Source organism: Streptomyces sp. NPDC024687, from assembly GCF_055559055.1.
This window is the reverse complement of sequence record NZ_JBVHLJ010000004.1, coordinates 535,557-561,659: the sequence shown is the minus strand read 5'-3', so window position 1 is coordinate 561,659 and position 26,103 is coordinate 535,557. Positions and strand designations below refer to the sequence as shown.

24 protein-coding genes and 1 pseudogene are annotated in these 26,103 nt (G+C 72.4%); 13 read left to right on the top strand and 12 right to left on the bottom strand.

Translation table 11 applies throughout. The annotated features are described in order from the left end of the window. Positions 1–5: 5 nt before the first annotated feature. Positions 6–554: a hypothetical protein gene (locus tag ACZ39I_RS19200; protein ID WP_467245531.1), complete on the bottom strand. Its 549-nt coding sequence runs from the start codon at positions 552–554 to the stop codon at positions 6–8. Positions 555–643: 89 nt separating this feature from the next. After that, entirely contained in the window at positions 644–1,432 is a 789-nt protein-coding gene (locus ACZ39I_RS19195) for a glutamate racemase (protein ID WP_467245530.1), read from the bottom strand. A 39-nt stretch (positions 1,433–1,471) separates the two neighbouring features. Here ACZ39I_RS19195 and ACZ39I_RS19190 point away from each other — a divergent pair, with 39 nt between their 5' ends. After that, complete coding sequence (locus tag ACZ39I_RS19190) at positions 1,472–2,668, top strand: glycosyltransferase (protein ID WP_467245529.1); 1,197 nt, start codon at positions 1,472–1,474, stop codon at positions 2,666–2,668. 4 nt (positions 2,669–2,672) lie between these two features. Here ACZ39I_RS19190 and ACZ39I_RS19185 read toward each other — a convergent pair whose 3' ends face one another. Beyond that, a complete protein-coding gene (locus ACZ39I_RS19185; RefSeq protein WP_467245707.1) occupies positions 2,673–3,878 on the bottom strand; it encodes a TerD family protein in 1,206 nt (401 codons plus the stop codon). A 297-nt stretch (positions 3,879–4,175) separates the two neighbouring features. On the opposite strand from ACZ39I_RS19185, the gene ACZ39I_RS19180 reads away from it, so the two are divergent. The 4 genes from ACZ39I_RS19180 to ACZ39I_RS19165 all read left to right on the top strand — a co-directional run bounded on the left by ACZ39I_RS19180 (position 4,176) and on the right by ACZ39I_RS19165 (position 8,809). After that, a complete protein-coding gene (locus ACZ39I_RS19180; protein WP_467245528.1) occupies positions 4,176–4,628 on the top strand; it encodes a DUF6643 family protein in 453 nt (150 codons plus the stop codon). 42 nt (positions 4,629–4,670) lie between these two features. Next, entirely contained in the window at positions 4,671–5,501 is an 831-nt protein-coding gene (locus ACZ39I_RS19175; protein ID WP_467245527.1) for an MOSC domain-containing protein, read from the top strand. A gap of 161 nt (positions 5,502–5,662) precedes the next feature. Further along, positions 5,663–6,268 carry an Rv1733c family protein gene (locus tag ACZ39I_RS19170; RefSeq protein WP_467245526.1) on the top strand — a complete coding sequence of 202 codons (606 nt, stop codon included), beginning with the start codon at positions 5,663–5,665 and terminating at the stop codon, positions 6,266–6,268. A 111-nt stretch (positions 6,269–6,379) separates the two neighbouring features. Further along, a complete protein-coding gene (locus tag ACZ39I_RS19165; RefSeq protein WP_467245525.1) occupies positions 6,380–8,809 on the top strand; it encodes a right-handed parallel beta-helix repeat-containing protein in 2,430 nt (809 codons plus the stop codon). Here ACZ39I_RS19165 and ACZ39I_RS19160 read toward each other — a convergent pair. Continuing rightward, a complete protein-coding gene (locus ACZ39I_RS19160) occupies positions 8,779–11,151 on the bottom strand; it encodes a hypothetical protein (protein ID WP_467245524.1) in 2,373 nt (790 codons plus the stop codon). The two genes, ACZ39I_RS19165 and ACZ39I_RS19160, sit on opposite strands and share 31 nt — an antisense overlap. A 258-nt stretch (positions 11,152–11,409) precedes the next feature. On the opposite strand from ACZ39I_RS19160, the gene ACZ39I_RS19155 reads away from it, so the two are divergent. Together ACZ39I_RS19155 and ACZ39I_RS19150 are read left to right on the top strand one after the other, a co-directional pair. Next, positions 11,410–12,240, top strand: coding sequence for a DeoR/GlpR family DNA-binding transcription regulator (locus tag ACZ39I_RS19155; protein WP_352386317.1), 831 nt, complete (start codon positions 11,410–11,412; stop codon positions 12,238–12,240). Between the two features lie 51 nt (positions 12,241–12,291). After that, positions 12,292–12,771 (top strand): SRPBCC family protein, encoded by a 480-nt coding sequence (locus tag ACZ39I_RS19150; protein ID WP_467245523.1) that lies wholly within the window; start codon positions 12,292–12,294, stop codon positions 12,769–12,771. A gap of 143 nt (positions 12,772–12,914) precedes the next feature. Here ACZ39I_RS19150 and cds1 read toward each other — a convergent pair whose 3' ends face one another. Continuing rightward, entirely contained in the window at positions 12,915–14,060 is a 1,146-nt protein-coding gene (gene cds1 / locus ACZ39I_RS19145; RefSeq protein ID WP_467245522.1) for an L-cysteine desulfhydrase Cds1, read from the bottom strand. Positions 14,061–14,408: 348 nt separating this feature from the next. Between cds1 and ACZ39I_RS19140 the strand changes: the two genes are divergently transcribed. Next, complete coding sequence (locus ACZ39I_RS19140; protein WP_352386322.1) at positions 14,409–14,732, top strand: hypothetical protein; 324 nt, start codon at positions 14,409–14,411, stop codon at positions 14,730–14,732. A 185-nt stretch (positions 14,733–14,917) separates the two neighbouring features. Continuing rightward, on the top strand, positions 14,918–15,439 hold the full coding sequence (locus ACZ39I_RS19135; protein ID WP_467245521.1) for an ATP-binding protein: 522 nt from the start codon (positions 14,918–14,920) through the stop codon (positions 15,437–15,439). 110 nt (positions 15,440–15,549) lie between these two features. Here the strand turns inward: ACZ39I_RS19135 and ACZ39I_RS19130 are convergent, their stop codons facing one another. The 3 genes and pseudogenes from ACZ39I_RS19130 to ACZ39I_RS19120 all read right to left on the bottom strand — a co-directional run bounded on the left by ACZ39I_RS19130 (position 15,550) and on the right by ACZ39I_RS19120 (position 19,685). After that, positions 15,550–18,111 carry an ABC transporter permease gene (locus ACZ39I_RS19130; RefSeq protein WP_467245706.1) on the bottom strand — a complete coding sequence of 854 codons (2,562 nt, stop codon included), beginning with the start codon at positions 18,109–18,111 and terminating at the stop codon, positions 15,550–15,552. A 528-nt stretch (positions 18,112–18,639) separates the two neighbouring features. After that, positions 18,640–19,395: pseudogene (locus tag ACZ39I_RS19125) on the bottom strand (ABC transporter ATP-binding protein); the annotation flags it as partial. Continuing rightward, a complete protein-coding gene (locus ACZ39I_RS19120) occupies positions 19,392–19,685 on the bottom strand; it encodes an SHOCT domain-containing protein (RefSeq protein ID WP_467245520.1) in 294 nt (97 codons plus the stop codon). The gene ACZ39I_RS19120 and the pseudogene ACZ39I_RS19125, both read right to left, overlap by 4 nt. A gap of 172 nt (positions 19,686–19,857) precedes the next feature. Between ACZ39I_RS19120 and ACZ39I_RS19115 the strand changes: the two genes are divergently transcribed. Genes ACZ39I_RS19115 through ACZ39I_RS19105 form a run of 3 tightly spaced genes read left to right on the top strand, consistent with a single transcriptional unit; the run spans position 19,858 to position 21,950 of the window. Beyond that, positions 19,858–20,436, top strand: coding sequence for a TetR/AcrR family transcriptional regulator (locus tag ACZ39I_RS19115; RefSeq protein WP_467245519.1), 579 nt, complete (start codon positions 19,858–19,860; stop codon positions 20,434–20,436). Between the two features lie 12 nt (positions 20,437–20,448). Next, positions 20,449–21,033: a DUF4865 family protein gene (locus ACZ39I_RS19110; RefSeq protein ID WP_467245518.1), complete on the top strand. Its 585-nt coding sequence runs from the start codon at positions 20,449–20,451 to the stop codon at positions 21,031–21,033. Beyond that, entirely contained in the window at positions 21,027–21,950 is a 924-nt protein-coding gene (locus ACZ39I_RS19105; RefSeq protein WP_467245517.1) for a phosphotriesterase family protein, read from the top strand. The genes ACZ39I_RS19110 and ACZ39I_RS19105 overlap by 7 nt, the downstream gene beginning before the upstream one ends. 38 nt (positions 21,951–21,988) lie before the next feature. On the opposite strand, the gene ACZ39I_RS19100 is transcribed toward ACZ39I_RS19105, so the two are convergent. Next, positions 21,989–22,516: an SMI1/KNR4 family protein gene (locus ACZ39I_RS19100; RefSeq protein ID WP_467245516.1), complete on the bottom strand. Its 528-nt coding sequence runs from the start codon at positions 22,514–22,516 to the stop codon at positions 21,989–21,991. Between the two features lie 164 nt (positions 22,517–22,680). Here ACZ39I_RS19100 and ACZ39I_RS19095 point away from each other — a divergent pair, with 164 nt between their 5' ends. After that, positions 22,681–23,658 carry an NAD-dependent epimerase/dehydratase family protein gene (locus ACZ39I_RS19095; protein WP_467245515.1) on the top strand — a complete coding sequence of 326 codons (978 nt, stop codon included), beginning with the start codon at positions 22,681–22,683 and terminating at the stop codon, positions 23,656–23,658. Positions 23,659–23,673: 15 nt separating this feature from the next. Here ACZ39I_RS19095 and ACZ39I_RS19090 read toward each other — a convergent pair whose 3' ends face one another. Genes ACZ39I_RS19090 through ACZ39I_RS19080 form a run of 3 tightly spaced genes read right to left on the bottom strand, consistent with a single transcriptional unit; the run spans position 23,674 to position 26,084 of the window. Continuing rightward, positions 23,674–24,123, bottom strand: a complete 450-nt coding sequence (locus tag ACZ39I_RS19090; protein WP_467245514.1) for an RpiB/LacA/LacB family sugar-phosphate isomerase — start codon at positions 24,121–24,123, stop codon at positions 23,674–23,676. 1 nt (position 24,124) lies between these two features. Next, positions 24,125–24,847 carry an NUDIX hydrolase gene (locus tag ACZ39I_RS19085; protein ID WP_467245513.1) on the bottom strand — a complete coding sequence of 241 codons (723 nt, stop codon included), beginning with the start codon at positions 24,845–24,847 and terminating at the stop codon, positions 24,125–24,127. Further along, positions 24,840–26,084 carry an ROK family protein gene (locus ACZ39I_RS19080; protein WP_467245512.1) on the bottom strand — a complete coding sequence of 415 codons (1,245 nt, stop codon included), beginning with the start codon at positions 26,082–26,084 and terminating at the stop codon, positions 24,840–24,842. Before ACZ39I_RS19080 ends, ACZ39I_RS19085 begins: the two co-directional genes overlap by 8 nt. Between the last annotated feature and the right edge of the window lie 19 nt (positions 26,085–26,103).

Below are 26,103 nucleotides of genomic sequence, written 5' to 3'. Positions count from 1 at the left end.
CGCTCTCAGCGGCTCGGACCCGTCGCCCGGGGCCGCAGCCGGTCGCGGATGATGCGTACGGCGGCCTCGGCGTCGTCGACGGTCACGGTGAAGGTGTGCCCGTCCCACAGCTGAAGGACCACGCCCTCGCCACGGCGTACGACGACGGCGGTGCCCTTCTCGGGGCGCCAGCGGTAGCCCCAGCCGCCCCACTGCCGCGGAGTGACGTGCGGGATGAACTCGGCTCCGGCGACATGGTCCAGCGGGATCCGGCGGCGCGGCACCCCGATGTGGCCGCAGCGCACCTCCAGGGAGTCCATGTCGACCTTGAGGGCGACATGGACGAAGGCGAGCGTGAGGAAGAGGACCAGCAGCCCGGCCGCGATGCAGCCGACCACGGACATGACGAGCGGGGCGGCCCCCGAGGTCCACGTCGAGTCGACGGCGAGCTCGACGCCGAGCGCCAGGATCGCGGCGCCCCCGAGCGCCAGCAGCCACTGGATCCGGTTGGAGGCGCGGCCGGTCCAGACCTCGGTGTGGTGCGAGGTGTGCTCGCCCTGGGGGTGGTCCCTCATGCCTACGAGGTTACTCAGGTTTCGCCGCGCTGGTACCTCGTCGCACAGAGTGACTGCTCCGGGCGGGCTTTCCGGCCGCCGGCAGGTGGTCAGCGGGCGGGGGTGGCGGTCCGCAGGAGCCGGCCCTCCGCGTAGGCCAGGGCGGGTGCGGGCAGGGCGGCGCCCTCGCGTCCGCTGAGCAGCACCGTGAGAGTGCCGGTGGCGGCTGCCTCGGGCGCGGGCTGCTCACCGATCCGGCGCAGCGCCTGGGCGGCGACCGCTCCGGCGGAGCCGTGCAGGACGAGCGGCGGACGGCCGGGGCGCTGCACGGCGGCACGGATGCGCTCGGCGACCAGTTCGTAGTGCGTGCAGCCCAGGACGACGGTCGTCACGTCCGCGGGGGTCAGGGCGGCGGCCGCGGCCACGGCGGCGTCGACGGCCGCCTCGTCGGCGTGCTCCACCGCCTCGGCGAGGCCGTGGCAGGGCACCTCGGTGACCGGCACCCCGTCGGCGAACTCCTCGATGAGACCGCGCTGGTAGGGGCTGCCGGTGGTGGCGGGGGTCGCCCAGATGGCGAAGGGACCGCCGGCCGCCGCCGCGGGCTTGATCGCGGGAACGGTGCCGATGACCGGCAGATCCGGTTCGAGACGGGCGCGCAGGGCGGTCAGGGCGTGCACGGTGGCGGTGTTGCAGCCGATGATCAGGGCCTCGGGACCATGGGCGGCGGCGGCCTCGGCGAGGGTCAGGGCGCGCCCGATGATGTCGTCCGGTGTGCGGGGACCCCATGGCATGCCGTCGGGGTCGAGGGAGAGCACGAGATCGGCGTCGGGGCGCAGTCGCCGTACCGCGGCGGTGGCCGCCAGCAGACCGATTCCGGAGTCCAAGAGCGCGATCTTCACCCGGCCACGATAGACGATGAGCCCTTGGGGGCCGGTTGCGTGGGGCAGACTGCGGGCGTGAGCGCCCTCGCGTGGACCGCCGTCGTATCCCTCGCTGCCTGGCTGTGGCTGCTGCTCTGCCAGGGCTCCTTCTGGCGTACGGACATAAGGCTCCCGCCGCAGCGCGATCCCGAGACCTGGCCGTCCGTGGCTGTGGTGGTGCCGGCCCGCGACGAGGCCGAGGTGCTGCCCGTGAGCCTGCCCTCTCTCCTGGCCCAGGACTATCCGGGGCGGGCGGAGATCTTCCTCGTCGACGACGGCAGCACGGACGGCACCGGAGAGCTGGCCCGCGAACTGGCGCGCCGGTCCGGCGGACTGCCGCTGACCGTGTCCTCACCGGGTGAGCCGCCGGCGGGATGGACGGGCAAGCTGTGGGCCGTAGGCCATGGCATCGCTCTGGCACGCGCGCGTGGGCCCGAGTACCTGCTGCTGACGGACGCCGACATCGCCCATGAGGCGGACAGCCTGCGGCGGCTGGTCGCCGCCGCGCACGCCGGTGGGTTCGACGTCGTCTCGCAGATGGCCCGGCTGCGGGTGGAGAGCCTGTGGGAGCGGCTCGTGGTGCCGGCGTTCGTCTACTTCTTCGCGCAGCTGTATCCGTTCCGCCGGATCGGCAGGAGGGGCACGCGGACGGCGGCCGCGGCGGGCGGCTGCGTCCTGCTGCGCGCCGACACGGCCGAGCGGGCGCGGATCCCGGACGCCATCCGGCACGCCGTCATCGACGACGTGGCCCTCGCGCGGGCCGTCAAGGGCGGCGGCGGCCACATCTGGCTGGGCCTCGCCGAGCGGGTGGACAGCGTGCGCCCCTATCCCCGGCTGCACGACCTGTGGCGGATGGTGTCGCGCAGCGCGTACGCCCAGCTCCGCCACAACCCCCTGGTGCTGCTGGGAACGGTGGCCGGGCTGACGCTGGTCTATCTGGTGCCGCCCGTCGCCGTCCTCGCCGGCCTGGCGACGGGCAGTGCGGCGACCGTGCTGCCGGCTGCTGCCGCGTGGCTGGTCATGACGGGGACGTACGTCCCGATGCTCCGCTACTACCGGCAGCCGCTGTGGCTCGCTCCCCTGCTGCCGTTCACCGCGTTCCTCTATCTCCTGATGACGGTCGACTCGGCGGTGCAGCACTACCGGGGTCGTGGCGCGGCCTGGAAGGGCCGCACCTACGCGCGCCCGGACGCCGTCGTCGGTGAGGAGCGCTGAGGTCTCACTTGCGGCCCGGGGTCCAGTTCATGCCCCAGCCGTAGACGTGGTCCACCGTCCGCTGCGGGCTCACTCCGCGCTCGGGCACCAGATAGCGGGCCTCGCGCTGGACGACCAGGTCGTCGCCGGTGTTGGTGATCAGGGCCAGGGCGCACACCGTCGAGGGCACCGTGCACTCGTCGAGGGAGAAGTCGATCGGGGCGCCGTACTGCGGCTGGAGGGTGACCGTGGCGTGCAGGTCGGCGAAGGAGCGCGCGCCCTCGTAGATGGTCACGAAGACGAGGATGCGCCGGAAGTCGCGCTTGTGGTCGAGGTTCACGGTGAGGTTCTCACCGCTCGCCAGCGCACCGGTGCGGTCGTCGCCGTCGAGGTGGATGTAGGGCGGCTGGTGCAGGGCTCCATAGGCGTTGCCGAGCGCCTGTACGACCCCCTTGCGGCCGTCGGCGAGTTCGTACAGGGCGCACAGGTCGAGGTCGAGGTCGGCGTGCATGGCCGCCGCCCGGCCGCGCTTGCCGCTCCAGCCCGAAAACTGTTTGTGCACCTGCCAGTTGAGGTTTACACGCATCGCGCCCGAGGTGCCGCCCTGTTTGGCGAGGGAGACGGAGGGAGCCGACTTGGTCAGCGTGACTTTGGAGAGGCGGACCGGTTGCGAGGAGGGGGCGGGCGGTGGCGTCACCGGTGCCGTCTGCTGGGGCTCGTCCACGGTGATGCCGAAGTCCGTTGCGAGACCTTCCAGTCCGCTGTCGTAGCCCTGACCGACGGCACGGAATTTCCACGCGCCCTGACGGCGATAGAACTCCCCGAGTACGAAAGCGGTTTCTACTGTCGCGCCCGTGCTCTCGAACCGCGCCGCCACAGTGCCCTGCGTGGCATCTCGCACCTCGATGTAAAGATCAGGGATTTGAGCGAAGGTCCCGCCGTCCGCGGAAGCGGCGAGCACGACGGTCTCCACCGACGGCTCCACGCGCGCGAGATCGACGAGCAGCGTGTCGGTCACCCGGCCGCCGTCGGTGCGTTTGCCCTCGTGGCGGACGGCTCCTGAGGAGTGCTGCGGCTGGTTGTAGAAGACGAAGTCGGCGTCGGAACGGACCTTCGCGCCGACGAGCAGCAGGGCCGAGGCATCCGCGGTGGGGACCCCCGGCCCGGTACGCCAGCCCAATTCGACGCGCAGTGCCGTCGTGGGCACCGGAGCGTTCGAGCCTTTCGGCATTGACATGTCTGCCCCCATCAGGTGTCGGCAGGCCAGGACGCGCCCCGGCGGTCCTTCGAGTTCTATCCGCCCAACCTATTCCCCCGGGACAGCGAACTCCCATCCCGCGCACAGGAAGATCACCCGCCAACCCTCGGTAACCCCTCCGGAACTCGGCCTTTACACGGATGAGACCCGGATTGGCGTCCTTTTTTGCCGAGTTCGCTCGCATTGGGGGTCCCACGTCACTGCCGACACGGAAAACAACCCTCTTATCGGTCTCCCCAACCAGCACATCGTGGGCTTAACTTATGTGCCATGACCTCCCCCCGCTCCACTTATGGCGGCGGCTACTACTCCGCCTCCTTCCCGGACACTCCGATCTACGACTCGCTCGTGGCCGAGCGGGGCACCCCGCAGATCGCCCCGATCCGGGTCCCGGCCGCCTACGACGTCCCGGCAAGCCACCTGCCCGCGCTGCCGTCCGCGCTGCCCGCTCTTCCCGCTGGCACCTCCTATTCGGGTCCGTCCTACTCCTCCTACGGCTACCCGCAGGCGCAGCAGCCGTCTCCGCTGCAGCAGGCGCCCGGGGCGTACATCCCGCAGCAGGCCGCCGCGCCTCGCGGTTATCCCGGGCCGCAGCAGCAGCCGCGTCCGGCCGGCCCCGGCATGGGCACGGGCTACGAGGCGATGCGCCCCGCGGCTCCCCGACCCGCTCCGGCGGCTCCCTACCAGGACCCGTACAACAACCAGCAGTACCGCGGGTACTGATTCCCCTCCCGGGCTGTCGGTGCCGCCTGGCACGATGGCCTCATGGGGAATGCGCAGCTGTTGTCGATACATGTCCATCCGGTCAAGGCGTTCCGGGGTCTGGCACTCCGGGAGGCCGAGGTGGAGCCCTGGGGGCTGGCCGGTGACCGGCGCTGGGCGCTGGTAGACGACGGGGGAAAGGTCGTCACCCAACGACAGCAGCCGCGCCTCGCGCAGGCCGCCGCCGAGCTGATGCCCGGCGGCGGCGTTGTTCTGTCCGCGCCCGGTCTGGATCCGCTGACCGTGCCGGTCCCCGAGCCGGGCGAGACCGTCACGCTGGACATCTTCGGGGACAAGGTGGAGGGGGTGCCCGCCGCCGACGCGGACGCGGACGAGTGGTGCAGCGAGTACCTCGGTGCCCGGACCCGCCTGGTCCACCTGGACGACCCCGCCACCCGCCGCCCGGTCGAGCCCGAGTACGCGCTGCCGGGCGAGACCGTCACCTTCGCCGACGGATACCCGCTGCTGCTGACCTCCGCGGCCTCCCTCGACGCCCTCAACTCCCTGATCTCCGAAGGCCGGCACGCGGCCGAGGGCCCCCTGCCCATGAACCGTTTCCGGCCGAACGTGGTCGTGAGCGGCACCGACGCCTGGGCCGAGGACGACTGGTCGCTCATCGCCATCGGGGACGTCACCTTCCGGGTGGCCAAGATGTGCGGGCGGTGCGTGGTGACCACCACCGACCAGGACCGGGCCGTCCGCGGCAAGGAGCCGTTGCACAGCCTGGGCCGGCACCGCCGCTTCGGCGGCAAGCTCGTCTTCGGGCAGAACCTGGTGCCCCGCTCCCGTGGCACGATCCGGGTCGGTGACCCGGTGACGATTCTCGACCAGTGAGCGAGCAGCACGGGAACACCGCCCGGGGGCATGCACGTTGGGGCTTTCGTGAGGAGTTCATGAGAGGCCCGGCCGCAGGTGATTTCGCTCTCTCTTCGGCCGGTCCCGCGCGTGAACGACTCCGTCGGGGGTTATCACGGAGCGGGAAGGGGGTGCGGACGGTGCGAGCGATCAGTGGACTGTGGCGTTGGCGGCGCAACCCGCTGCGCCGCGGGACCGACCTGGCCGAGGCCTGGGCCGGCCTCCTGGCCCTGCTGCTGATCCTGGTCGTAGCACCGGTGATCGGCTCCGTCACCGGGGGCGCGGCCCAGAGAGCGCTGCAGCAATCGGTCCGTGAGCAGCAGGATTCCCGTCGGCTGGTGACGGCGACCGTGATCCGCAGGCTGGAGCGTTCGCCGCTGGACGCCGACCCCGAGGCCGCCTCGGGGCGGGAGGTGCGCAGCCGAGTGGTGGCCGGCTGGACCGCGCCGGACGGCACCGCGCACCGGGGCACGGTGATGGCCGCCCTCCAGACCCCGCACCGCGGCGACCACTTCGGCATGTGGACGGACCTGCACGGTCGCGCGGCGGCCCGGCCGCTGGACTCCGCCACCGCCACCACCCACGCCGTCCTCGCGGGCACCGGGGCGGCCCTGCTGACCGCGGGCCTGGTCGAGTGCGCCAGACGGCTCGCCGTCTGGCGCATGGTCCGTCGCCGGTACGCCCGTTGGGACCAGGCATGGGAGCGCGCGGGCCCGGACTGGGGCCGGACCGGCACCGGCAGCTGACCGCCTCACGGCTCTGGTCAACCCACCACCCGCGCGCACGCTACGGTGGACCGGCCGAGGTTCCTCGGCAGCACAAACCCGCGTACGACGAGGTGGGGGCACAGCAACGCCATGGCACAGGGCACGGTCCAGGTGACGCACACCGGTACATCGCGGTGGCGGCGCCGCACGGGTGAGTACGCGTCACTCGCCGCTGCCCTGGAGGCCGCGGCGGACGGGGACGTCCTCACCGTCGCGCCCGGCACCTACCGGGAGAACCTCGTCGTGCAGCGGGCGGTGACCCTGCGCGGCCCCGAGGGTTCGCCCGGTTCCGTGCGCATCGCGCCCCTGGACGGGGTGCCGTTGACCGTGCGTTCCTCCGCCGTGGTGCAGGACCTGCACGTGGAGGGCCAGGACGCGGCCGCGCCCGCCCTGCTCGTCGAGGAGGGCACACCGGAGCTCACCGACATCCGGATCGTCACGCGGTCCGCGGCCGGCATAGAGGTACGCGGCGGCGCGCGCCCGACCGTACGGCGCTGCACCGTCGACAACCCGGCCGGCATCGGCATCGCCGTACTGGACGGCGCGGGCGGGGTGTTCGAGGAGTGCGAGATCGTGGCGGCCGGCCAGTCCGGTGTCTCGGTGCGCGGCGGCGCCCACCCCCGCCTGGAGCGCTGCCGGGTCCACCACACCTCGGGCGCGGGACTGACGGCGACCGGCGAGAACTCCGCGCTGGAGGCTGTGGGTTGTGAGGTCTACGAGGTCCGCGGCAGCGGGGTCCAGATCACCGGCCGGGCCACCGCGCACCTCACCGACTGCGATGTGCACCGCACCACCGGCGACGGCGTCACCCTCGACACCGACGCGGTGCTGACCCTGGCCGACTGCCGTATCCACGACATCCCGGAGAACGCGGTCGACCTGCGCTCCCGCTCGGTGCTCACCCTGACCCGCACGACGGTCCGTCAGTTCGGGCGCAACGGCCTGTCGGTGTGGGATCCGGGCACGCGCGTGGACGCCAACCAGTGCGAGATCTTCGACAGCACCGGCGACTATCCGGCCGTCTGGATCAGCGACGGCGCCACCGCCGTACTGGACTCCTGCCGGGTGCACGACGTGCCGGACGCCCTGTTCGTCCTCGACCGCGGCTCCCGCGCGGACGTCGTCGACAGTGACATCTCCCAGGTCCGCAACACGGCCGTGTCCGTGAGCGACGGCGCCACCGCGCAGCTCGACGACTGCCGGATCCGGGACGCGGCGACCGGCGCCTGGTTCCGTGACCACGGCAGCGGCGGCACCCTCAACAACTGCACCGTGGACGCCACCCAGACCGGCGTGATCGTCACCAAGGGCGCCGACCCGACCATCGAGCGCTGCACGGTCGACTCCCCCGCCGAGGCGGGCTTCTATGTGTCGGCGGACGGCCGCGGCAGCTTCCTGAACTGCCGGGTGACGGGCAGCGGCGGCTACGGCTTCCATGTCATAGACGGCTGCCGTACGACCCTCAAGAAGTGCCGCACGGAGCGCTGCGCGCGCGGCGGCTACGAGTTCGCCGACGCCCCCGACGCGGCGGCCGGATCGGGCCCCGTCGTCGAGGACTGCACGAGCGACGAGAGCGGGGGCCCGACCCCGCCCGCGGCGCGCGAGACGGCCGTACTGACGGACTCCCCCTCCCCTGGACTGCTGATCCCCGGGCAGCGGGTCACCGAGCAGGAGCCGCCGGCCGTCGCTGCCGAGCCGGAGAAGCCCTCGCGCACCTCGAAGGCCGTTCTCGGTGAGCTCGACGCCCTGGTGGGCCTGGACAGCGTCAAGCGCGAGGTCCGGGCGCTCACCGACATGATCGAGGTGGGCCGGCGGCGCCAGGAGGCGGGCCTCAAGGCGGCGTCCGTCAAGCGCCACCTGGTCTTCACCGGCTCCCCCGGCACCGGCAAGACGACGGTCGCCCGGCTCTACGGCGAGATCCTCGCCTCCCTCGGTGTCCTGGAGAAGGGGCATCTCGTCGAGGTGTCCCGCGTCGACCTGGTCGGCGAGCACATCGGTTCCACTGCGATCCGCACCCAGGAGGCCTTCGACAAGGCGCGCGGCGGAGTGCTGTTCATCGACGAGGCGTACGCGCTGTCGCCGGAGGACTCGGGCCGGGACTTCGGCAAGGAGGCCATCGACACGCTGGTGAAGCTGATGGAGGACCACCGGGACGCGGTCGTGGTGATCGTCGCGGGCTACACCGCCGAGATGGAGCGGTTCCTGTCGGTCAACCCGGGTGTGGCCTCCCGTTTCTCACGGACCATCACCTTCAGCGACTACAACCCCGAGGAACTCCTCCGCATCGTGGAGCAGCAGGCCGAGGAGCACGAGTACCGGCTGGCACCGGGCGCTCCGGAGGCTCTGCTGAAGTACTTCACCGTGCTGCCCAAGGGGCCCGCCTTCGGCAACGGCCGTACCGCGCGCCAGACCTTCGAGGCGATGGTGGAACGGCACGCGAGCCGGGTCGCCCAGGTGGACGACCCGACCACGGACGATCTGACCCTGCTCTACGCCGAGGACCTGCCCGAGTCCTCCTGAGACCGCGGTACCGGCACGTCCGGCTGGAGCCGGCCCAGCAGTCTCGCCCGCTCCTCGGCGAAGACCGGGTCGGCCTGGTAGTCGGAGTGGCCGAGGATCGGGGCGGGCAGCGGGTGCAGATCGGTGCGGCCGTAGGCGAGCGGGTCCTTGAGGGGCTCCCGGTCCACCTCGGGGCCGCAGTCGCCGGGCAGCCGGACGGGGCCGCCGATGGGGTCGGTGAGCCGGTAGAGGTTGCGCCAGCAGTCCACGTCGTGGTGCAGGGCGGTGAGCGCGGCCGGACCGAAATGGGCCGGGAACCAGCGGCCGTAGAGGCGCTCCAGCGGGGAGCCGTAGGTCAGCAGGCCGACGCGTTTGCGGACCGCAGGCTCCAGCTGCCAGGCCGCGGCGGCCGCCAGGACACTGCCCTGGGAGTGGCCGGAGATGACCAGCCGGCCGCGCGTGGCCCGGGTCCAGGTCGCGATCCGCCAGGTCAGGTCCGGTACCGCGCGCTCGGCGTAGCAGGGCGGGGCGAAGGGGTGGGCGGCGCGCGGCCAGAAGGTGCCCACGTCCCAGAGGATGCCGATGGTCCGGCGCGCGGAGGGGTCCTTGTAGGCGCGGCGGCCCCACGTGACGAACAGGATGAAGCCGAGGCCGATCAGCCAGGAGCCGAGGGCCTGCGCGGTGTCGGCGGCGCCCTGAACGAAGACGTACGCCCCTTCGGCGGCCTGTGCCGGTGTCCTGCGGGAGGTCAGGGCGCCGACGAGGGCCCCGGCTCCCAGGAGCAGAGTGCTGGCCGATGTCACTCCGAGCAGGCGCGGTCCCCGGTCCGTCAGCGCCGCCATCGCGCGGGTGCGGGCGATACGGCGGGTGCGTGCCGCGTCCTTGGGCTCGGCGGGGTACTCGCTCTCGACCGTGCCCAGTTGGGCCCGTCCGGAGCGCCAGGTGCGCCGGCCGAGCCAGGCGCAGTGCGCCAGCAGCACGAGAAGGACCAGCGGGATCACGGACGCCTGCCAGGTCAGCAGGACCGGCGGGCCGGGGATGGTGGCGCCGGTGCCGTCCAGCCAGTCCGACACGCGCTGCGAGACGCCGCCGGACATCACGCCGCCCAGCGCGCAGGCCAGTGTCGCCACGGCGGGTCCGGCGAGCCCGCGCATGGCGGCGCGCGGGTCGGGATGCGTGCGGTACAGCAGGTGGGCGACCGCGGCCAGGGCGACCACCAGCAGACCCTGCACGAAGGCGATGCCGCCGAAGGTGGCGTCCCCCGACAGCCGGCCGTGCGACTGCCACCCCGGCCGCTCCCACCCGGCGTACACCGCGGCGAGGGCGAGCAGGAGGAGCGCGGCGAGCGGCAGGCGCCGTACGAGACGCTCGTCGAGCTGCCGGTCGAGATACCTCTCGCTGCGTCCTCGGCGGCACACCACCCAGATGACGGCGACCCCGGCGGCGACGAGGCCGGCCAGCAGGAGCCGGCCCAGCGTGTCGAGGAGTGCGGGGCCGCCGGGTTCGCGGTCGAAGCGGGCCGCCGTGGAGCTGACGGCGGCGGCGATCGTCAGCAGGCCCGCGGCGGTGTGCGCGGCGCGCAGGCGGGCGACCAGGCGGCGGCCGTACCAGAAGCCGGGCCGGCTGAGCGCGGTGCGGCCGTGGTTCTCCTCGGGCTCGCCCCCGCGGGACATGGGCTGCTGGGACTCGTAGGCGCTCCAGGTGCGGTGGGACAGGTACCAGAGCAGGCCGGTCAGCGCGGCCGGGACCAGGGCCGCGAGGGCGAGGCGGCGACCGGGCCTGCTCCACCAGCCGGCCTGCGACACGTCGGGCGACAGGAAGCCCAGCCAGGTGTGCGACTCGGCGCACGCGCGTGTGCCCGCGCACTGCCAGGCCGCGAGGTCCAGGGCGACCTCGCAGGCGGCGGCGACCAGCAGAACGGTCAGAGTCAGGCCCGCGAGCCGGACCAGGAGGCCGTACAGGCGCACGGTCCGTTTGCGGCCGCGTGCGGTGGGGCGCATCCAGTGGGCGAGGTTGACCACCATGAACGGCAGTAACAGCAGCCACAGGGCGCGGGTGCCGTTGCCGGAGGTGAGGTTGCACCAGACGTACGCCTCGGGCACCGGGCCGGTGCGGGCGTCGCGCGGTCTCCGCTCGGCGTCGACGTCGTCGGCGCGCCGGAAGACGGCCGCGATGCCGTCGCCGGTGATCCGCACCGTGCGCGGATCGTCGAGCATTCTCTCCGGCGTGGTGCCGCCCACCCCGTGGACCAGGAGTTCCAGGGCGGTTCCGGATGCTTCGGGCCGGGCGGGCGAGCCGTCCGCGCCCTTGGTCGGGACACGTTCCACTGTCTTTGCACTTCCCCCGTGACGCGCTGTCGGCATCTGTCCGTGCGGGAACAAGGATCTCCCGTTCGGCGCGTCGCGCACACCACTCGTCACGGAATCTCCCCGATCCGGGCGACAGCCGGAGCCCGGGTGTCACCCCGGTGGCAGGAGTGAGACGGGGCGGTCGGTGGCGCTGCGGGTGGGGGCCCGTGCGAGTATGGGACGTCCCGCGCACCAGGGACGGGCAAAATGTGCTTGTGGGAGAGGGTGCGCAGGGCGTGTCGGACAGCCGCAGGCGAAAGGACCGGAGCGTACGTGAGTGAGAATCAGAACCTCCTCGCGGAGCAGCGGCGCGCCCTGATCCTGGACGAGGTCCGGCGCCGAGGCGGGGTGCGCGTCAACGAGCTGACCCGCAAGCTCGGCGTGTCGGACATGACCGTACGGCGCGATCTCGACGCGCTGGCCCGCCAGGGTGTGCTGGAGAAGGTGCACGGCGGCGCGGTCCCGGTGGTGGAGGCGAGCACCCACGAGCCGGGCTTCGAGGCGAAGTCGGGTCTGGAGCTGACCGCCAAGGAGGACATCGCGCGGTCTGCGGCGGAGCTGGTCGCCCCGGGCACCGCGATCGCTCTGTCGGGCGGTACGACGACGTACGCGCTGGCGCACCATCTGCTCGACGTGCCGGATCTGACCGTCGTGACCAACTCGGTGCGGGTGGCCGACGTCTTCCACGCGGCGCAGCGCACCACCGGCCCCCGTCAGGGCGCGGCGACCGTCGTGCTGACCGGCGGTGTGCGCACCCCCTCCGACTCACTGGTGGGCCCGGTGGCCGACCAGGCGATCGGGGCGCTCCACTTCGACGTGCTCTTCCTCGGTGTGCACGGCATATCGGTCGAGGCCGGCCTGTCGACGCCGAACCTCGCGGAGGCCGAGACCAACCGGCGTCTGGTGCAGTCGGCCCGGCGGGTCGTGGTGGTCGCCGACCACACCAAGTGGGGCACGGTGGGCCTGAGTTCGTTCGCCTCGCTGGAGCAGGTCGACACGCTGGTGACGGACGCGGGGCTGCCGGCGTCGGCGCGCGCGGAGATCTCGGAGCATCTGCGGCGGCTGGTCGTGGCGGGCGACTCCGTTGACGGTACAGACATCTGACGGAGCGCCAGCTAGGGTGACCCTTCCCGTTCACACCTGAGGGGGTTGTCCATGGCTCACCAACTGCGCGAGGTGGGGCTCGACTTCATCGCGACCGCACCCGTACGGCTGGTGTTCGTACAGCAGATGTCGGCTCCGCCGGAGGCGGTCCACCGGGCGCTCGCCGAGGACGTACCGGGCTGGGAGGAATGGTTCTCCGCGGTGACACTGGCCCGCTCGACCGGGGACGGGTCGACCCGGGAGCTCCACCTCAGGGGCGGCGGGCGCTTCCAGGAGACCGTCCTCGCGGCGAAGGCCCCCGAGCTGTACGCCTACCGCGTCGACGTGGCCAACGCTCCCGGTGCCCGTGCTATCGCCGAGGAGTGGCGGCTCACTCCCGCCGGGGCGGGCACCCATGTGCGCTGGACCTTCGCCGTCGACGGCACTGCGGTATTCCGCCTGGTCGCGAAGCTGGGACGGGCCGGGCTGGGGCGGGCCTTCCGGGACGCGGTCCGGACGCTGGACCGGCGGCTCGGAGTGCAGGGCTCCTAGCCGGGATGCAGGCTGCTAGCCGGGGTGCAGGCTGCTAGCCGGGGTGCAGGTCGGGCCGCCTTCTGCGGCTTGTCGACGAGACCAGGCCCTTCGGGTCCAGCTTGCCGTGCCGGTGCCGGCGAGGGTCGTACAGCTTCTGTCCGCTAGGGGCCGGCGGGAGCGACCTGGCCGGGCCAGACCCCCGTCTCCAGCAGTGCGGCGATCGCCGCCGTGTACGGCTCGATGTCCAGACCCTGCTCGGCCAGCCACGCGTCCGAGTAGTACTTGTCCAGGTACCGGTCGCCGGGGTCGCAGAGAAGGGTGACGACGCTCCCCCGGCGGCCCTCGGCCACCATCTCGGCGACGATCTTCAGCGCGCTCCACAGTCCGGTGCCCGTCGAGCCGCCCGCCCGGCGCCCGATGGCACGATCCAGTGCGCGCACGGCGGCGACACTGGCCGCGTCCGGGACCTTCATCATGCGGTCGATCGCTCCGGGCACGAAGCTCGGCTCCATGCGCGGCCGGCCGATGCCCTCGATGCGCGAGCCGCAGTCGCACGTGACGTCCGGATCGCCGGTGCTCCAGCCCTCGAAGAAACAGGAGTTCTCCGGATCGGCCACACAGATACGGGTGTCGTGCTGCATGTAGTGGACGTACCGGGCGAGGGTCGCCGAGGTGCCGCCGGTGCCGGCCGTGGCGACGATCCACGCCGGCTCCGGGAAACGCTCCAACTCCATTTGTCTGAAGATGGATTCGGCGATGTTGTTGTTGCCGCGCCAGTCCGTGGCCCGTTCCGCGTAGGTGAACTGGTCCATGTAGTGGCCGCCCCTCTCCACCGCGAGGCGGGCGGACTCCTCGTACATGGTGCGCGGGTCGTCCACGAAGTGGCACCGGCCGCCGTGGAACTCGATCAGGCGGATCTTCTCGGCGCTCGTCGTGCGCGGCATGACCGCGATGAAGGGCACGCCGATCAGTTTCGCGAAGTACGCCTCGGACACAGCGGTGGAGCCGCTGGACGCCTCGATCACCGGGCGGCCCGGCCTGATCCAGCCATTGCACAGACCGTAGAGGAACAGCGAGCGGGCGAGCCGGTGCTTGAGGCTGCCCGTGGGGTGGGTCGACTCGTCCTTGAGGTACAGGTCGATGCCCCACCTCTCCGGGAGCGGGAAGCGCAGAAGGTGCGTGTCGGCCGAGCGGTTGGCGTCGGCCTGGACCTTGCGGACGGCTTCTTTCAGCCAGCCGCGGTAGGCGGTGTCACTGTGGTCGACGTCGAGGGTGTCGCCGGTCCGGGTCTGCTGAGGGGTGCTCACGGCGGGGCTCCTAACACTGCGCGCCGACGGCGCGTCGCGCGGCGGATGTCTCGATCATAGACACCTTCCGCACGCTTCTCACCTGCATAAACACACCTTTGAGCACCCCAAAGACAGCCTGGGGTCGCAGCGGAGCGAGGCGGCGGGGGCGCATTCGAACGAGTGCTCCGGGCGCCCCCGGCGAGATGTCATGCGCACTGGTGCTCGACGCCCGTGGCGGGCAGACTGCACCGGGCGGGACGGACGTCTCGAACGGGGGCGCGCACACTGGGTCACGACAGAAGCCGGCTCTCGGCCCACACGGGAGCAGGAGCCGGCACACCGACGCGCACAAGGGGGCGGGGCGGCATGGCGGAGCCGGAGTTCACGGCTATGGGCGTGCGGATCGGGAAGAGGTTGCGCTCGCTCACCCGGGCCGGCCAGGTCCGGATCAACGACGGCAGGCTGGAACTGCTCACCAGTTACGGCAGCGAGATCGACAGCGCGCCGGTACAGGCGGTGCGCGCTTCCAAGCCCTGGTTCGCCGCGGACGACCGGGCTCTCGCGGACCTCAACGGCAACCGGTATCTGCTGACCCTGGGCGAGAAGGATCCCGCGCCGGGCGAGCCCGGGCCGCCCGCGGCACGCCGGTTCATCGAGGCCGTACGCAGGGCTGCGGGGCGTAGCGACTAGGTCACCGCGAGTTGCGAAGTCGCACCTCCTGCGTCACGCTGGTCTCACATCACTCTGGGTTTACCGGCGATCACGCTGCACACCAGCCCGCCGGGCACGACGGCAGGCGGCCGTTTCACGCAGGCACCTGCCGGATCGATCCGAACTCCGTGTTCTTCCGGACCTCACGTCGGGGAGTCGCAGCCGTGATCAGTCACCCAAGCAGGCATTGCACTGTGGAGCTTCAGGCTCTGCCGGCGCGGATCGGCCAGGTCCGCAGAATCCTTTCCGCACAGTTGCGCTACTGGCATCTGGATCCCCTCATAGACCGGGCCGTGCTCGGTGTGACGGAGCTGTTGACCAACGTCCACCGCCATGCCCAGCCCGACAAGACGTGCACCGTGAAGATCGAGCTGCTGCTCGACCGGCTCATGGTCTCGGTGCACGACCACGACCCGCGTCTGCCGGTCGTGGCCGACATCAAGGACACCGAGCCGCTCGCCACGTGCGGGCGAGGGCTCGCGATGGTCGCCGCGGTCAGCGAGAGCTGGGGCGTACGGCCGGACGGCGAGTCGGGGAAGTTCGTGTGGTTCACACTCCCGACGCCCTCCGCCGCACGGCCACCGCGTCGCACCGTCCTCGACAAGTCCGCGCTCAGGTTCGCCGAGGTGCGGGTCGACGGCCGCAGGCCCGAACACACTCCCGCCCGGTCGGCCGTTGCCGGCTGACCGGGCGGTGACGCCTTCTCCTTCCGCTCGTGCGCCCGCGGGGCGCGCCCCTCCCGGGCTCCCGCGGCCGACGCGGCCGCTCAGTGACCGTCGGCGGGCTTTTACCGGCCTCACTCGGTGGCGATCGCCCGCAGTACGTCGAGACGGGCGGCACGTTGGGCCGGGCGCAGGCCCGCGAGGGCTCCCGCGGCGACGCCCACCAGGGCGACCACCGCGAGTTGCAGCGGTGGCATCGCGAAGGCGAAGGTGCTGTCGCTCGTCCCGTCCGAGGCCCTGACCAGGACCCAGCCCAGGAAGGCGCCGAGGGTGAGTCCGCCGACCGTGCCGAAGGCGGCGACCAGGACGGACTCCCAGCGGACCATGGCGCGCAGCTGGGAACGGGTCTGGCCCACGGCCCTCAGCAGGCCCAGTTCGCGGGTGCGCTCGTGGATCGCCAGGGTCAGTGTGTTGGCGATGCCCAGCAGTGCGATGAGGACCGCGAGGGCGAGCAGCGCGTAGACCAGGGTCAGCATCATGTCTATGCCGCCGGCCGAGGACTGCGCGTACTCGTCGCGGGTCTGCACCTCGGGATGGCCGTACCGTGCCGCCACCTTCTCCACCGCCGCCTTGCCCGCGCCGGCGCTCACGCCGTCCTTGAAGGAGACCGCGACGAGCGTGTCGGAGTCCTGCGTGCGGTGCGGGGCCCAGGCCGCGCGGGTGATGACGTAGTCTCCCGCCAGCTCGGACCGTCCGTAGACCGCGCGGACCGTGAACATGTCCTTCTTGCCATCCGTGAAGGTGAGTCGGGCCTTGTCGCCGGTCGTGAGGCCCTGCTTCCGCGCCTCCGACTCGGTGATGGCGATGCCGTCGGTGCCGAGCTCGCGCAGGGAGCCCCGCACGGTGCCGAGGTCGAAGGTGCGCTCCAGGGCGAGCGGATCGGTGACGGTCAACGCCCGTCCCTGTCCGTCGACTTCGGCGACACCGCGCCCGAGACCCACGGCCGTGTCCACCTCGGGCAGTTGCTGGACGGCTCCGGCGAGCCGCGGGCTCAGTCCGCTGCCGCCCGCGCCGAACGACGGTGTGCTGACGGCGACATCGCCCGCGAAGGACCGGGACACGGTCTGGTCCATGGTGGCCTTCAGGGACGCCCCGAACACCGTGAACAGTGAGACCACGGCCACGCCGATCATCAGCGCACCGGCGGTCGCGGCCGTCCTCTTGGGGCTGCGCAGGGCGTTGCGCCGGGCGAGGGAGCCGGTGACACCGCGGAGCCGGTCGAGGGGACCGCCGAGCACATGTACGGCGGTCGTGGAGGCGACCGGGCCGAGGACCACGAACGCGACGAGCGCCAGAAGGGCTCCGGTGCCCGCGAGCCAGAGGGACGGTGACACCAGGACGCCGGTGAGGGTGACGGCCATGGCCAGTGCGGCCAGGCCGGATCCGGTGACGGCACGGACGCGGGAGGTGCCCGACCGGTCGACGGCCGTCTCGCGCAGTGCGGCGAGAGGTGCGGTGCGGCCGGCGCGTACGGCGGGCAGCAGCGCGGAGCCCAGGCAGACCACGACGCCGACCGCGAGCGGCAGCAGCATCGACAGCGCGCTGACCACCAAGGCGCCCTCGGGGAAAGGGAATCCGATCGCCGGGAACAGTGCCTGGAGGCCGGCGGCGATTCCGATGCCGCCCGCGAGGCCCGCGGCGGAGGCGGTGACCGCCACGACGCTCGCCTCGGTGAGGGTCGATGCGGTGACCTGGCGACGGGAGGCGCCGAGTGCTCGCAACAGGGCGTTCTCGCGGGTGCGTTGGGCGACGACGATCGCGAAGGTGTTGTGGATGGAGAAGGTGGCGACGAGCAGGGCCACGCCCGAGAACACCAACAGGAAGGCTGTGAAGGCGGTCAGGAACTGGCTGGAGATCATGTCGGTGTTCTCCTCGGTCGACTCCTGACCGGTGATCGCCTCAACGCCCTGGGGCAGTACGCTCGTCAGCCGGTCGACGAGCTCCCGCTGGCTGACACCGGGGCCTGCGCGCACCTGGATGCTCGACGCCTCGCCGGGCCGGGCCGTAAGGTACTTCTCGGCGTCGGCCTGAGTCATGCCCGTGAACGTCACCTGGGCCATGCCGTCTTCGCCGCCGAAGGTCGCGAGACCGACGATGGTCACCTCGACGGGGTCGGGTGTGCGCAGGATCGTCGTGTCGCCGATCCTCAGGTGGCCCTTCTCGGCGGTACCGCGGTTGACGACGACCTCGCCGCGCCTCTTCGGCGCGCGGCCCTCGGCGAGTTGGTACGGGTTGAGCTTCGGGTCGTCGATCCAGTTGCCGGCGAGGGTGGGCGGACCCTGGCCGCCGATGGGCTTGCCGTTCTTGCCGACGAGCTGGCCGGCGCCCTGGATGTCGGGGGCGGCGGCCGCGACGCCGGGTACCTGTTCGACGGTCTCGACCAGGTCGGTGGCGACCGGCTCGCGCACTCCCTGGCTCTCCCCCGGCGTGCTGATGGCCTCGGCGCTGCGGACCACGGCGTCGGTGCCGCCGGTCGCGTTGCCGAACATGGTGTCGAAGCCGGCGCGGAGGGTGTCGCCCATGACGAGTGTTCCGGCGAGGAAGGCGACCCCGAGGAACACGGCGAGGAAGGTCCCGGCGAAGCGGCGCTTGTGGGCACGCAGGGACGACACGCTCAGGCGGAGGGAGGCGTTCATGAGGGATCCTCCGCCCGGGTCGGAGAGAGAGACTCCGGTGCCGCGGTTGGAGAGGGAGTCTCCGGTCCTGTGGTTGGAGAGGGAGTCTCCGGTCCCGGGAGGGATCGGGTCCGCGAGGGCGCCTGCGGCTGCGTGGGGGCTTGCGTGCGTGGGGGCGCCTCGGTCCGGGGGGGACGCCTCCGTCTGGGGCGTCGGCTCGGACCGGGAAGCCCCCTCCGTCCGGGAGGTCGGCTCGGACCGGGAAGCCCCTTCCGTCCGGGAGGTCGACTCGGACCGGGAAGACCCCTCCGCCCGGGAGGTCGACTCGGACCGGGAAGACCCCTCCGCCCGGGAGGTCGACTCGGACCGGGAGGCCTCCTCCGCCCGGGAGGTCAGATCGGTCCGAGAGGGCACCACCGCTCGGGGCGACACCTCCGACCGAGAGGGCATCCCCTCCCCGGAGAGAACCCCCACCCGGGACGACACCTCCGCCCTGGACGACACCCCCGCCCGTGAGGACACCCCCGTCCTGGAGGGCACCCCCGCCCGGGACGTCACCTCGAAGGCCTTCAGGCGGTCCAGGACCCTGTCGGCGGTCGGGGATTCCATCCGGTCCACCAGGCGTCCGTCGGCGAGGAAGACGACCTCGTCGGCGTGGGCCGCGGCCACCGGGTCGTGGGTGACCATGACGACCGTGCGGGCCGTCTGGCGCACCGTCCTGCCGAGGAGACCGAGTACCTCGCCGCCGGAGCGGGAGTCAAGGTTTCCGGTGGGCTCGTCGGCGAAGACGACGTCGGGACGGCCGGCGAACGCCCGGGCCACGGCGACGCGTTGCTGCTGCCCGCCGGAGAGCTCGGAAGGCCGGTGACGGAGCCGGTCACGCAGGCCGACCACGTCGATCAGCGCGTCGATCCACTCGGGGTCCCCCTTGCCTCCCGCGAGGTCCAGCGGCAGTCGGATGTTCTCCTCGACGGTCAGCGTCGGCACCAGGTTGAACGCCTGGAAGACGAAGCCGACGCGGTCCCGGCGCAGGAGGGTCAGGCGGCGGTCGTCGAGGGAGCCCAGATCGGTGTCGCCGATGTAGGAGGTGCCCTCGGTGAGCGTGTCGAGGCCGGCCGCGCAGTGCATGAGGGTGGACTTGCCGGAGCCGGAGGGCCCCATGATCGCGGTGAAGCGGCCGGCCGGGAAGTCGACGCTCACCCCGTCCAGGGCCCGCACGCCGGTGTCGCCGCTGCCGTACACCTTCACGGCGTCGACCACCCGGGCGGCCGGCAACGTCCTCGTCGAGGCGGTCGTGGCGGTCATGCCGCACCGCCCTTGCCCGCCGCACGGCCGAACTGCTCGTCCAGGACGGACAGTCGGCGCCAGTACTCGTCCTCGTCGATCTCGCCGGAGGCGAAGCGGCGGCCGAGCATGGCGATCGGCGAGTCCCCGGAGGGGCCGGCGTCGGCCGGAGTGCGCCAGGGGCCGCGGCGGCCGCGCCAGGCGGTGCGGCGCAGGACCGTGACGACGCCGAGCACGACGGCCGCCCAGATCAACGGGAAGAAGAGGATCCACGGGCCCGGGCCACCGTCCCAGTTCGCGAGAGTCTGCATGTCGGTTCATCTCCCTGGAGTTTCTGAACGTGTCGTTCGGTGCTGCTTCGAGACTGGCTCCGGGGAGGGGGTCGGGTCGTCGTACGGCCAGCGGCAGTGCGCGTACCTCACGGGGAGTACGCGGAGGACTTCCGCCTGCTCCCCAAAGGCCTCGACTTCTGTAACTACTAGTATGTACAGTGAGAGCATGAGCACCTCGGACCGACTGATCGAGTCCACCCGTGAGCTGCTGTGGGAGCGCGGCTATGTGGGGACGAGCCCCAAGGCCATCCTGGAGCGCGCGGGGGCCGGACAGGGCAGCATGTACCACCACTTCAAGGGCAAGCCCGACCTCGCCCTCGCCGCGATCCGAAGGACCGCCGAGGAGCTGCGCGCCACCGCCGAGGGAGTACTCGGCGGGCCCGGCACGCCGTACGAGCGCATCGAGGCGTATCTGCGGCGTGAGCGCGACGTGCTGCGCGGCTGCCCGATCGGTCGGCTCACGATGGATCCGGATGTCGTCGCCAGCGACGAACTGCGCGCGCCGGTCGACGAGACGATCGACTGGATCCGTGAGCGCATCGCCGGGATCGTCGAAGAGGGCAAGGAACAGGGCCAGTTCGCGGCGTCGCTGGACGGCGAGGAGATCGCGGCGACCGTGCTCGCGACCGTCCAGGGCGGCTATGTCCTGGCCCGTGCGTCCGGCTCGCCCGCCGCGTTCGACAGAGGTGTGCGGGGCCTGCTCTCGCTGCTCACTCCCCAAGCGCCGTAGAGGAGGCGACCGATGCACGCGATGCAGTACGAACTCACCCTGCCCACCGACTACGAGATGGACGTCATCCGCGCGCGCGTGGCCCGGGTCGGGCATGTGCTGGACGACTGGGAGGGGCTCGCCCTCAAGACATATCTCATGCGCGAGCGCGGGGTGAGCGGCTCGCCCGTCAACCAGTACGCGCCCTTCTACCTCTGGAACACCGTGGAGGGCATGAACGCCTTCCTCTGGGGAGGTGCCTTCCAAGGACTCAGCGACGACTTCGGGCGGCCGTCCGTGCGTCAGTGGACAGGCCTGTCGTACGAGGAGGGAGGCGCCGCCCGCTCTCCTGCCCGGTGGGCCGTGCGGCGGTGTCAACCTGTGCCGCAGGGCGTGGAGTTGACCGAGGCGATGGCGGACGCCGTGGGTGAGACGGAGCGGCTGGCCGGGCAGGAGGGCGCGGTGCTCGCGGCGGCCGTGGTGGACACGGCCCGCTGGGAGCTCGGGCACTTCTCGCTCTGGGCGCATCAGCCGTCCGGGGCGGACGGCGAGGTGTTCGAGGTGCTGCATGTGTCGGCACCGGGCCGGGGGCGGCTGCCGCGGGGACGACAGTGGTGAGCGCGGTTGCGGTCCGTACGGTGGCCGGTGACGTGCCCGCCGGGCAGCTCGGGGTGTGCGACGCTCACGACCATCTGTTCTTCGGAAGTCCCCGACTGCCGGGTCAGGAACTGCGGAGTGTCTCCGCGGCGCGGGCCGAGCTGGCGGCGTTCGCCGCGCAGGGCGGTGGCGCAGTGGTGCAGTGGACGCCGTACGGGCTGGGGCGGCGAGCCGCCGATCTGCCGCCCCTGGTCCGGGAGACCGGGGTGCGGATCGTCGCCGCCACCGGGCTGCACCAGGCGATCCACTACGACGACGCCACGCTCTCCGGGCTGCGCGGCAGGCTCGCCGATGTCTTCGTCGCCGAACTGACCGAGGGCATCGGGGTGTCGGGGGTCCGCGCGGGACTGATCAAGGTGGCGGGCGGTTTCCACGCTCTGGACGCGCACGCCCGCTGGACCATGTCCGCGGCGGCCGAGGCACATCGTGCGACGGGGGCGCCGATCGCCGTCCACCTGGAGCTGGGGACCGGCGCGCTGGACGTACTGGACCTGCTGTGCGGGGAGTTGGGGGTGCCACCGCGGCAGGTGATCCTCGGTCACCTCAACCGCTCCCCCGACCTCACCGTGCACGCCCAGGCCGCCGCGTCGGGCTGCTACCTCGCCTTCGACGGGCCGTCGCGCGCCAACCACGCCACGGACTGGCGCATGCCGGACGCCGTACGCGCCCTCGCCGAGGCGGGTCACGGGGACCGTCTCCTCCTCGGTGGCGACACCACGACCGCGGCCGCCCGGTCGGTCGACGGGGGCCCCGGGATGCCGTATCTGCTGCGCCGGGTGCGTCCGCGACTCGCCCTCGAGCTGGGTGAGGAACTGGTGCGGCACATTTTCGTCGACAACCCCGGTCGGGCCCTGGCCGTGGAGTGGAGCCGCCCTTGACGCCGCTCACCGGCCGGGCGCTCACCAGGGGAGGGCACTCACCGGCAGAGGGCGTCGATGTCCTCGGAGAAGGCCGGGAACTCGGAGCGGGCGGAGGTGACGATGTCGCGGGTGGGGCGGCGCGGGGTGCTCGCGTGACGCTCGGCGAGTTCGGTCAGCGCCGGGTTCGGGCGGGCGTCGTACTGCTCGTGCTCCACCACCTCCATCGGGCCCAGGCCGTCGGCCAGCACCCACAGGAAGTCGGACAGGTTCGCCGCGACCACACCGCGCTCGCCCTCCGAGCCCAGGAACACCACGGGCTGCTCGACAAGGGGCCGCCCCTGCCGCACGCACCACAGGGCGGCGAGGCCCCCGGTGCCGTCCTGTCCGAAGACCCGGTAGTCGTCGCCGTCCAGTTCGTGGTTGCCGGTCCAGTGGCGCAGCCAGTCGGTGGTCTCCTCGGCGGAGTCGAAGGCGTCGTACGGCTCGAAGTCCACGCCCTCGCCGTCGGCGTAGTCGAACTCCACGCGGGCCACGTCGGCCAGGGCGGGCGGGAAGGCGCGGTCGTCCTCAGTCCTGTCGATCATGCCCGCAGGCTAGTCGCCGCCACTGACAACGGCCCTGCGCCCACCGAGATGTCCACCGAGGGCCGGCGCAGGTCGGCGCACGTCGGCGCACGTCGGCGCTGTGGAGCTTGACGGCACCGCCGGGCGCTCGACCAGACTGACCTGACCGGCCTGACAGCGATGGGATGAACATGCGAGTCGTCGTGATCGGCGGAAGCGGGCACATCGGCACCTTCCTGGTCCCCCGCCTGGTGCGGGCCAGCCACGAAGTGGTCAACATCAGCCGCGGCACGCGCACCGCCTACGCGGAAGCCCCCGAATGGCAGCAGGTGCGTCAGGTGGTCGCCGACCGGGAGCGGGAGGACAGGGACGGCGGCTTCGGGGGCCGGGTGGCCGGGCTGGGCCCGGATGTCGTCGTCGACCTGGTCTGTTTCACCCTGGACTCGGCCACCGCGCTGGTCGAGAGGTTGCGCGGCGAGGTCGGGCATCTGCTGCACTGCGGCAGCGTGTGGCGCCACGGCCCCGCCGACAAGCTGCCGATCTCCGAGAGCACGGGGACCCCGCCCGTCGGGGAGTACGGCATCCAGAAGGGCCGGATCGCCCGGATGCTGAAGGAGGAGACCGCTTCCGGGGGCCTGGTGACCACCTCCCTGCACCCCGGGCACATCGTGGGCCCCGGCTGGCATCCGGTCGGCCCGCTGGGGAACCTCGACCCGGCGGTCTGGTACGCGCTCTCGGCGGGACAGCCGCTGCGGATCCCCGGCAGCGGTGTCGAGCTGATGCACCATGTGCACGCGGACGACGTGGCACAGGCCTTCGAGCGAGCGATCGAGCACCGGGACGCGGCGGCGGGAGAGGACTTCAACGTCGTCGCTCCCAGCGCGCTGAACGTCCGCGGATACGCCCGCGTCGCGGCCGGCTGGTTCGGCCGGGCCGCGACGCTGGAGCCGGTGACCTGGGAGCAGTTCCGCAGGACCACGGCCCCGGAACACGCCGACGTGAGCTGGGAGCACCTGTACCGCAGCCAGTGCTTCACCATCGAGAAGGCCAGGACCCTTCTCGGGTATGCCCCGCGCTACGAACCGGAGGCCGCCGTACTGGAGTCGGTGCGATGGCTGATCGACCACGGGGAGCTGAAGGTGGCGGGCGCGCTCAGCGCCTGACCGGAGCGCGCGCTTCTAGGACCGGCCGGCGTCCAGGCGCTCCACCCGGGCCACATTCTCCCGGTCCTCGGCGTCCTCGCTCGGCTCGGCGGTGAACCAGGCGTCGAGGATCTCCTTGAGGAGCGGCTCGGAGGTGAGGCGGAGGCTGAGCGCGAGGACGTTGGCGTCGTTCCAGCGGCGGGCGCCGTCCGCGGTGTAGGCGTCCGTGCACAGGGCGGCCCGTACGCCGGGGACCTTGTTCGCGGCGATGGAGGCGCCGGTCCCGGTCCAGCAGCACACGACGGCCTGGTCGGCCGTCCCCGCGGCCACCTCACGGGCCGCGGCCTCCGAGCAGACGGCCCACTGCGGGTCGGCGCCGGGGCTCAGGGCGCCGTGGGCGACCACGTCGTGGCCCCGCGCGCGCAGTTCGTCGACGAGGGTGCGCGCGACTGGTTCGTCCATGTCCGAGGAGACGGAGATCCGCATGTCACGAGCCTACTCGGCGGTTTGCCCAACGGACGACGGGTTCCAGGTAGGCGACGTGCGGACCGGCGAGGTCCGGCAGGTCGGCGGGTGCGCCGACGAGGGCGACCCGGTCGAACTCCGGGGCCTGCCCTCGTGCCGTCTCGACGGCCACGAGTGTCTCGAAACGCTCGTGGAGGCGGGGCGCGGGCAGGGGCGGCGCCAGGTAGTGGACACCGACCTGTCCGTCCTCGCCGTGGGTGATCAGACAGCGGGTGAGGTCGGCGGCCGGGAGGTCGACGCCCGTCTCCTCGGCCAGTTCAACGGCCGCGTGGCGGCGCAGTGCGTCCTCGTCGAGCGGCGCCTCACCGGTGGGCGGTTCCACGGAGCCGCCGGGGAACTGCCAGCGGCCGGGCGTGGCGGTGGACGACGACATACGGCCCACCAGTACGCGCCCGTCCTGCGTCGGCTGCACCACGCTCACGAACAGGGACCGCAGAGCGGTGGCGCCCGGGACGCGGCGCAGGGCGAAGTAGCGATAGGTGACGCGGGACCAGGAGACGAGCAGGGTGTCCGGGGTTTCCCGGGACAGTCCCGCGCAGACCACCACCGGACCGTCGAAGAGCGCCGGGTTGGCCAGGACCGCCCGGTCCCACTCGCGGTTCATGGCCGTCCGCGTCCCGGCCGGGACCACCGGGGGCGCCACCTCGACCAGGCGCAGCCCCCGCGTCTCGAGCAGCTCAGCCACGGGTCAGTGCCCGCAGCGGATCGTCCAGCACGGGCTGCCACGCCAACTCTGCCGCTCCGACAAGGCTGTTGTGGTCCAGGGTGCAGGCCAGGATGGGGACGCCGCCGCTCTGTCCCCACAGGCTGCGCTCGGCGACGACGGCCCGCAGGCGCTCGGGGTCGGCGTCCAGGAGGGTGCGGTGGAGGCCGCCGAGGATGATGCGGTCCGGGTTGAGGATGTTGACGAGACCGGCGAGACCCAGTCCCAGGCGGTCGATCAGCGACTCGGCCGCCGTACGGACGGCGGGGTCGTCGTAGTGGTCGCGGACGAGGTCGTCGGCCTGCCGGAGCAGGGACTGTTCGGGGCCGGGGTCGAGTCCCGCCGCAGTGAGCAGGGCCAGCGGGTCGGCCTCGACGTCCAGGCAGCCGCGGCTGCCGCAGTAGCAGGGGCGGCCCTCGGGGTTCACGGTGAGGTGGCCCACTTCCAGGGCCAGGCCCGAACTGCCCGTGTGCAGACGCCCGTCGAGCACCAGCGCCCCGCCCACACCTCGGTGTCCGGTCGCCACGCACAGCAGGTCGCGGGCGCCGCGGCCCGCGCCGTGCCGGTGCTCGGCGAGAGCGGCGAGGTTGACGTCGTTGCCCGCGAAGGCCGGTCCGGTGATGCCGGCGGCGCGCACGCATTCGTCGAAGGTACGGCGGACGGGGGCGCCCGCGGGCCAGGCCAGATGCAGGGGGTTGAGGGCGAGGCCCTCGGGTTCGGCGACCGCGGACGGCACGGCGAGTCCGGCGCCGACGCAGCGTCTGCCGGTCGTGCGCAGCAGGTCGGCGCCCGCCTCCACGACGGAGCCGAGGACCTTCGCGGGGTCGGCGTCGACGGTCTCGCAGCCGGGCGCGGTGGCGACGATACGGCCGCCCAGCCCGACCAGGGCGGCCCGGAAACCGTCGGCGTGCACCTGCGCGGCCAGCACGACAGGACCCTCCTTGGCGACCGCGAGGCGGTGCGAGGGCCTGCCCTGGGAACCGGCGGCCGCGGTGGGCCTCGCGTCGACGCGGATCAGTCCGAGCGCCTCCAGCTCGGCGGCCACCGCGCCGGCCGTCGCCCGCGTCACCCCGAGCTCGGCGGTGAGCACGGCCCGGGTCGGGGCGCGCCCGGTGTGCACGAGCTCCAGCGCGGGCCCGAGCGCACCGCGCCCCCGGTCCAGCCGCGCCCTCGAGGTGGTCCCTTCCCCCGCCGGCCGGGGGTCCGCCTTGCCGCTCATGAGGGCGAGTCTCCCATGA

Bases quoted from the DNA above. Each gene is read 5' to 3' on its own strand.
- ACZ39I_RS19200 (WP_467245531.1), bottom strand. From the start codon at position 554: ATGAGGGACCACCCCCAGGGCGAGCACACCTCGCACCACACCGAGGTC.
- ACZ39I_RS19185 (WP_467245707.1), bottom strand. From the start codon at position 3,878: ATGCCGAAAGGCTCGAACGCTCCGGTGCCCACGACGGCACTGCGCGTC.
- ACZ39I_RS19180 (WP_467245528.1), top strand. From the start codon at position 4,176: ATGACCTCCCCCCGCTCCACTTATGGCGGCGGCTACTACTCCGCCTCC.
- ACZ39I_RS19175 (WP_467245527.1), top strand. From the start codon at position 4,671: ATGGGGAATGCGCAGCTGTTGTCGATACATGTCCATCCGGTCAAGGCG.
- ACZ39I_RS19165 (WP_467245525.1), top strand. From the start codon at position 6,380: ATGGCACAGGGCACGGTCCAGGTGACGCACACCGGTACATCGCGGTGG.
- ACZ39I_RS19160 (WP_467245524.1), bottom strand. From the start codon at position 11,151: ATGCCGACAGCGCGTCACGGGGGAAGTGCAAAGACAGTGGAACGTGTC.
- ACZ39I_RS19150 (WP_467245523.1), top strand. From the start codon at position 12,292: ATGGCTCACCAACTGCGCGAGGTGGGGCTCGACTTCATCGCGACCGCA.
- ACZ39I_RS19140 (WP_352386322.1), top strand. From the start codon at position 14,409: ATGGCGGAGCCGGAGTTCACGGCTATGGGCGTGCGGATCGGGAAGAGG.
- ACZ39I_RS19130 (WP_467245706.1), bottom strand. From the start codon at position 18,111: ATGAACGCCTCCCTCCGCCTGAGCGTGTCGTCCCTGCGTGCCCACAAG.
- ACZ39I_RS19120 (WP_467245520.1), bottom strand. From the start codon at position 19,685: ATGCAGACTCTCGCGAACTGGGACGGTGGCCCGGGCCCGTGGATCCTC.
- ACZ39I_RS19115 (WP_467245519.1), top strand. From the start codon at position 19,858: ATGTACAGTGAGAGCATGAGCACCTCGGACCGACTGATCGAGTCCACC.
- ACZ39I_RS19110 (WP_467245518.1), top strand. From the start codon at position 20,449: ATGCACGCGATGCAGTACGAACTCACCCTGCCCACCGACTACGAGATG.
- ACZ39I_RS19100 (WP_467245516.1), bottom strand. From the start codon at position 22,516: ATGATCGACAGGACTGAGGACGACCGCGCCTTCCCGCCCGCCCTGGCC.
- ACZ39I_RS19095 (WP_467245515.1), top strand. From the start codon at position 22,681: ATGAACATGCGAGTCGTCGTGATCGGCGGAAGCGGGCACATCGGCACC.
- ACZ39I_RS19090 (WP_467245514.1), bottom strand. From the start codon at position 24,123: ATGCGGATCTCCGTCTCCTCGGACATGGACGAACCAGTCGCGCGCACC.
- ACZ39I_RS19080 (WP_467245512.1), bottom strand. From the start codon at position 26,084: ATGAGCGGCAAGGCGGACCCCCGGCCGGCGGGGGAAGGGACCACCTCG.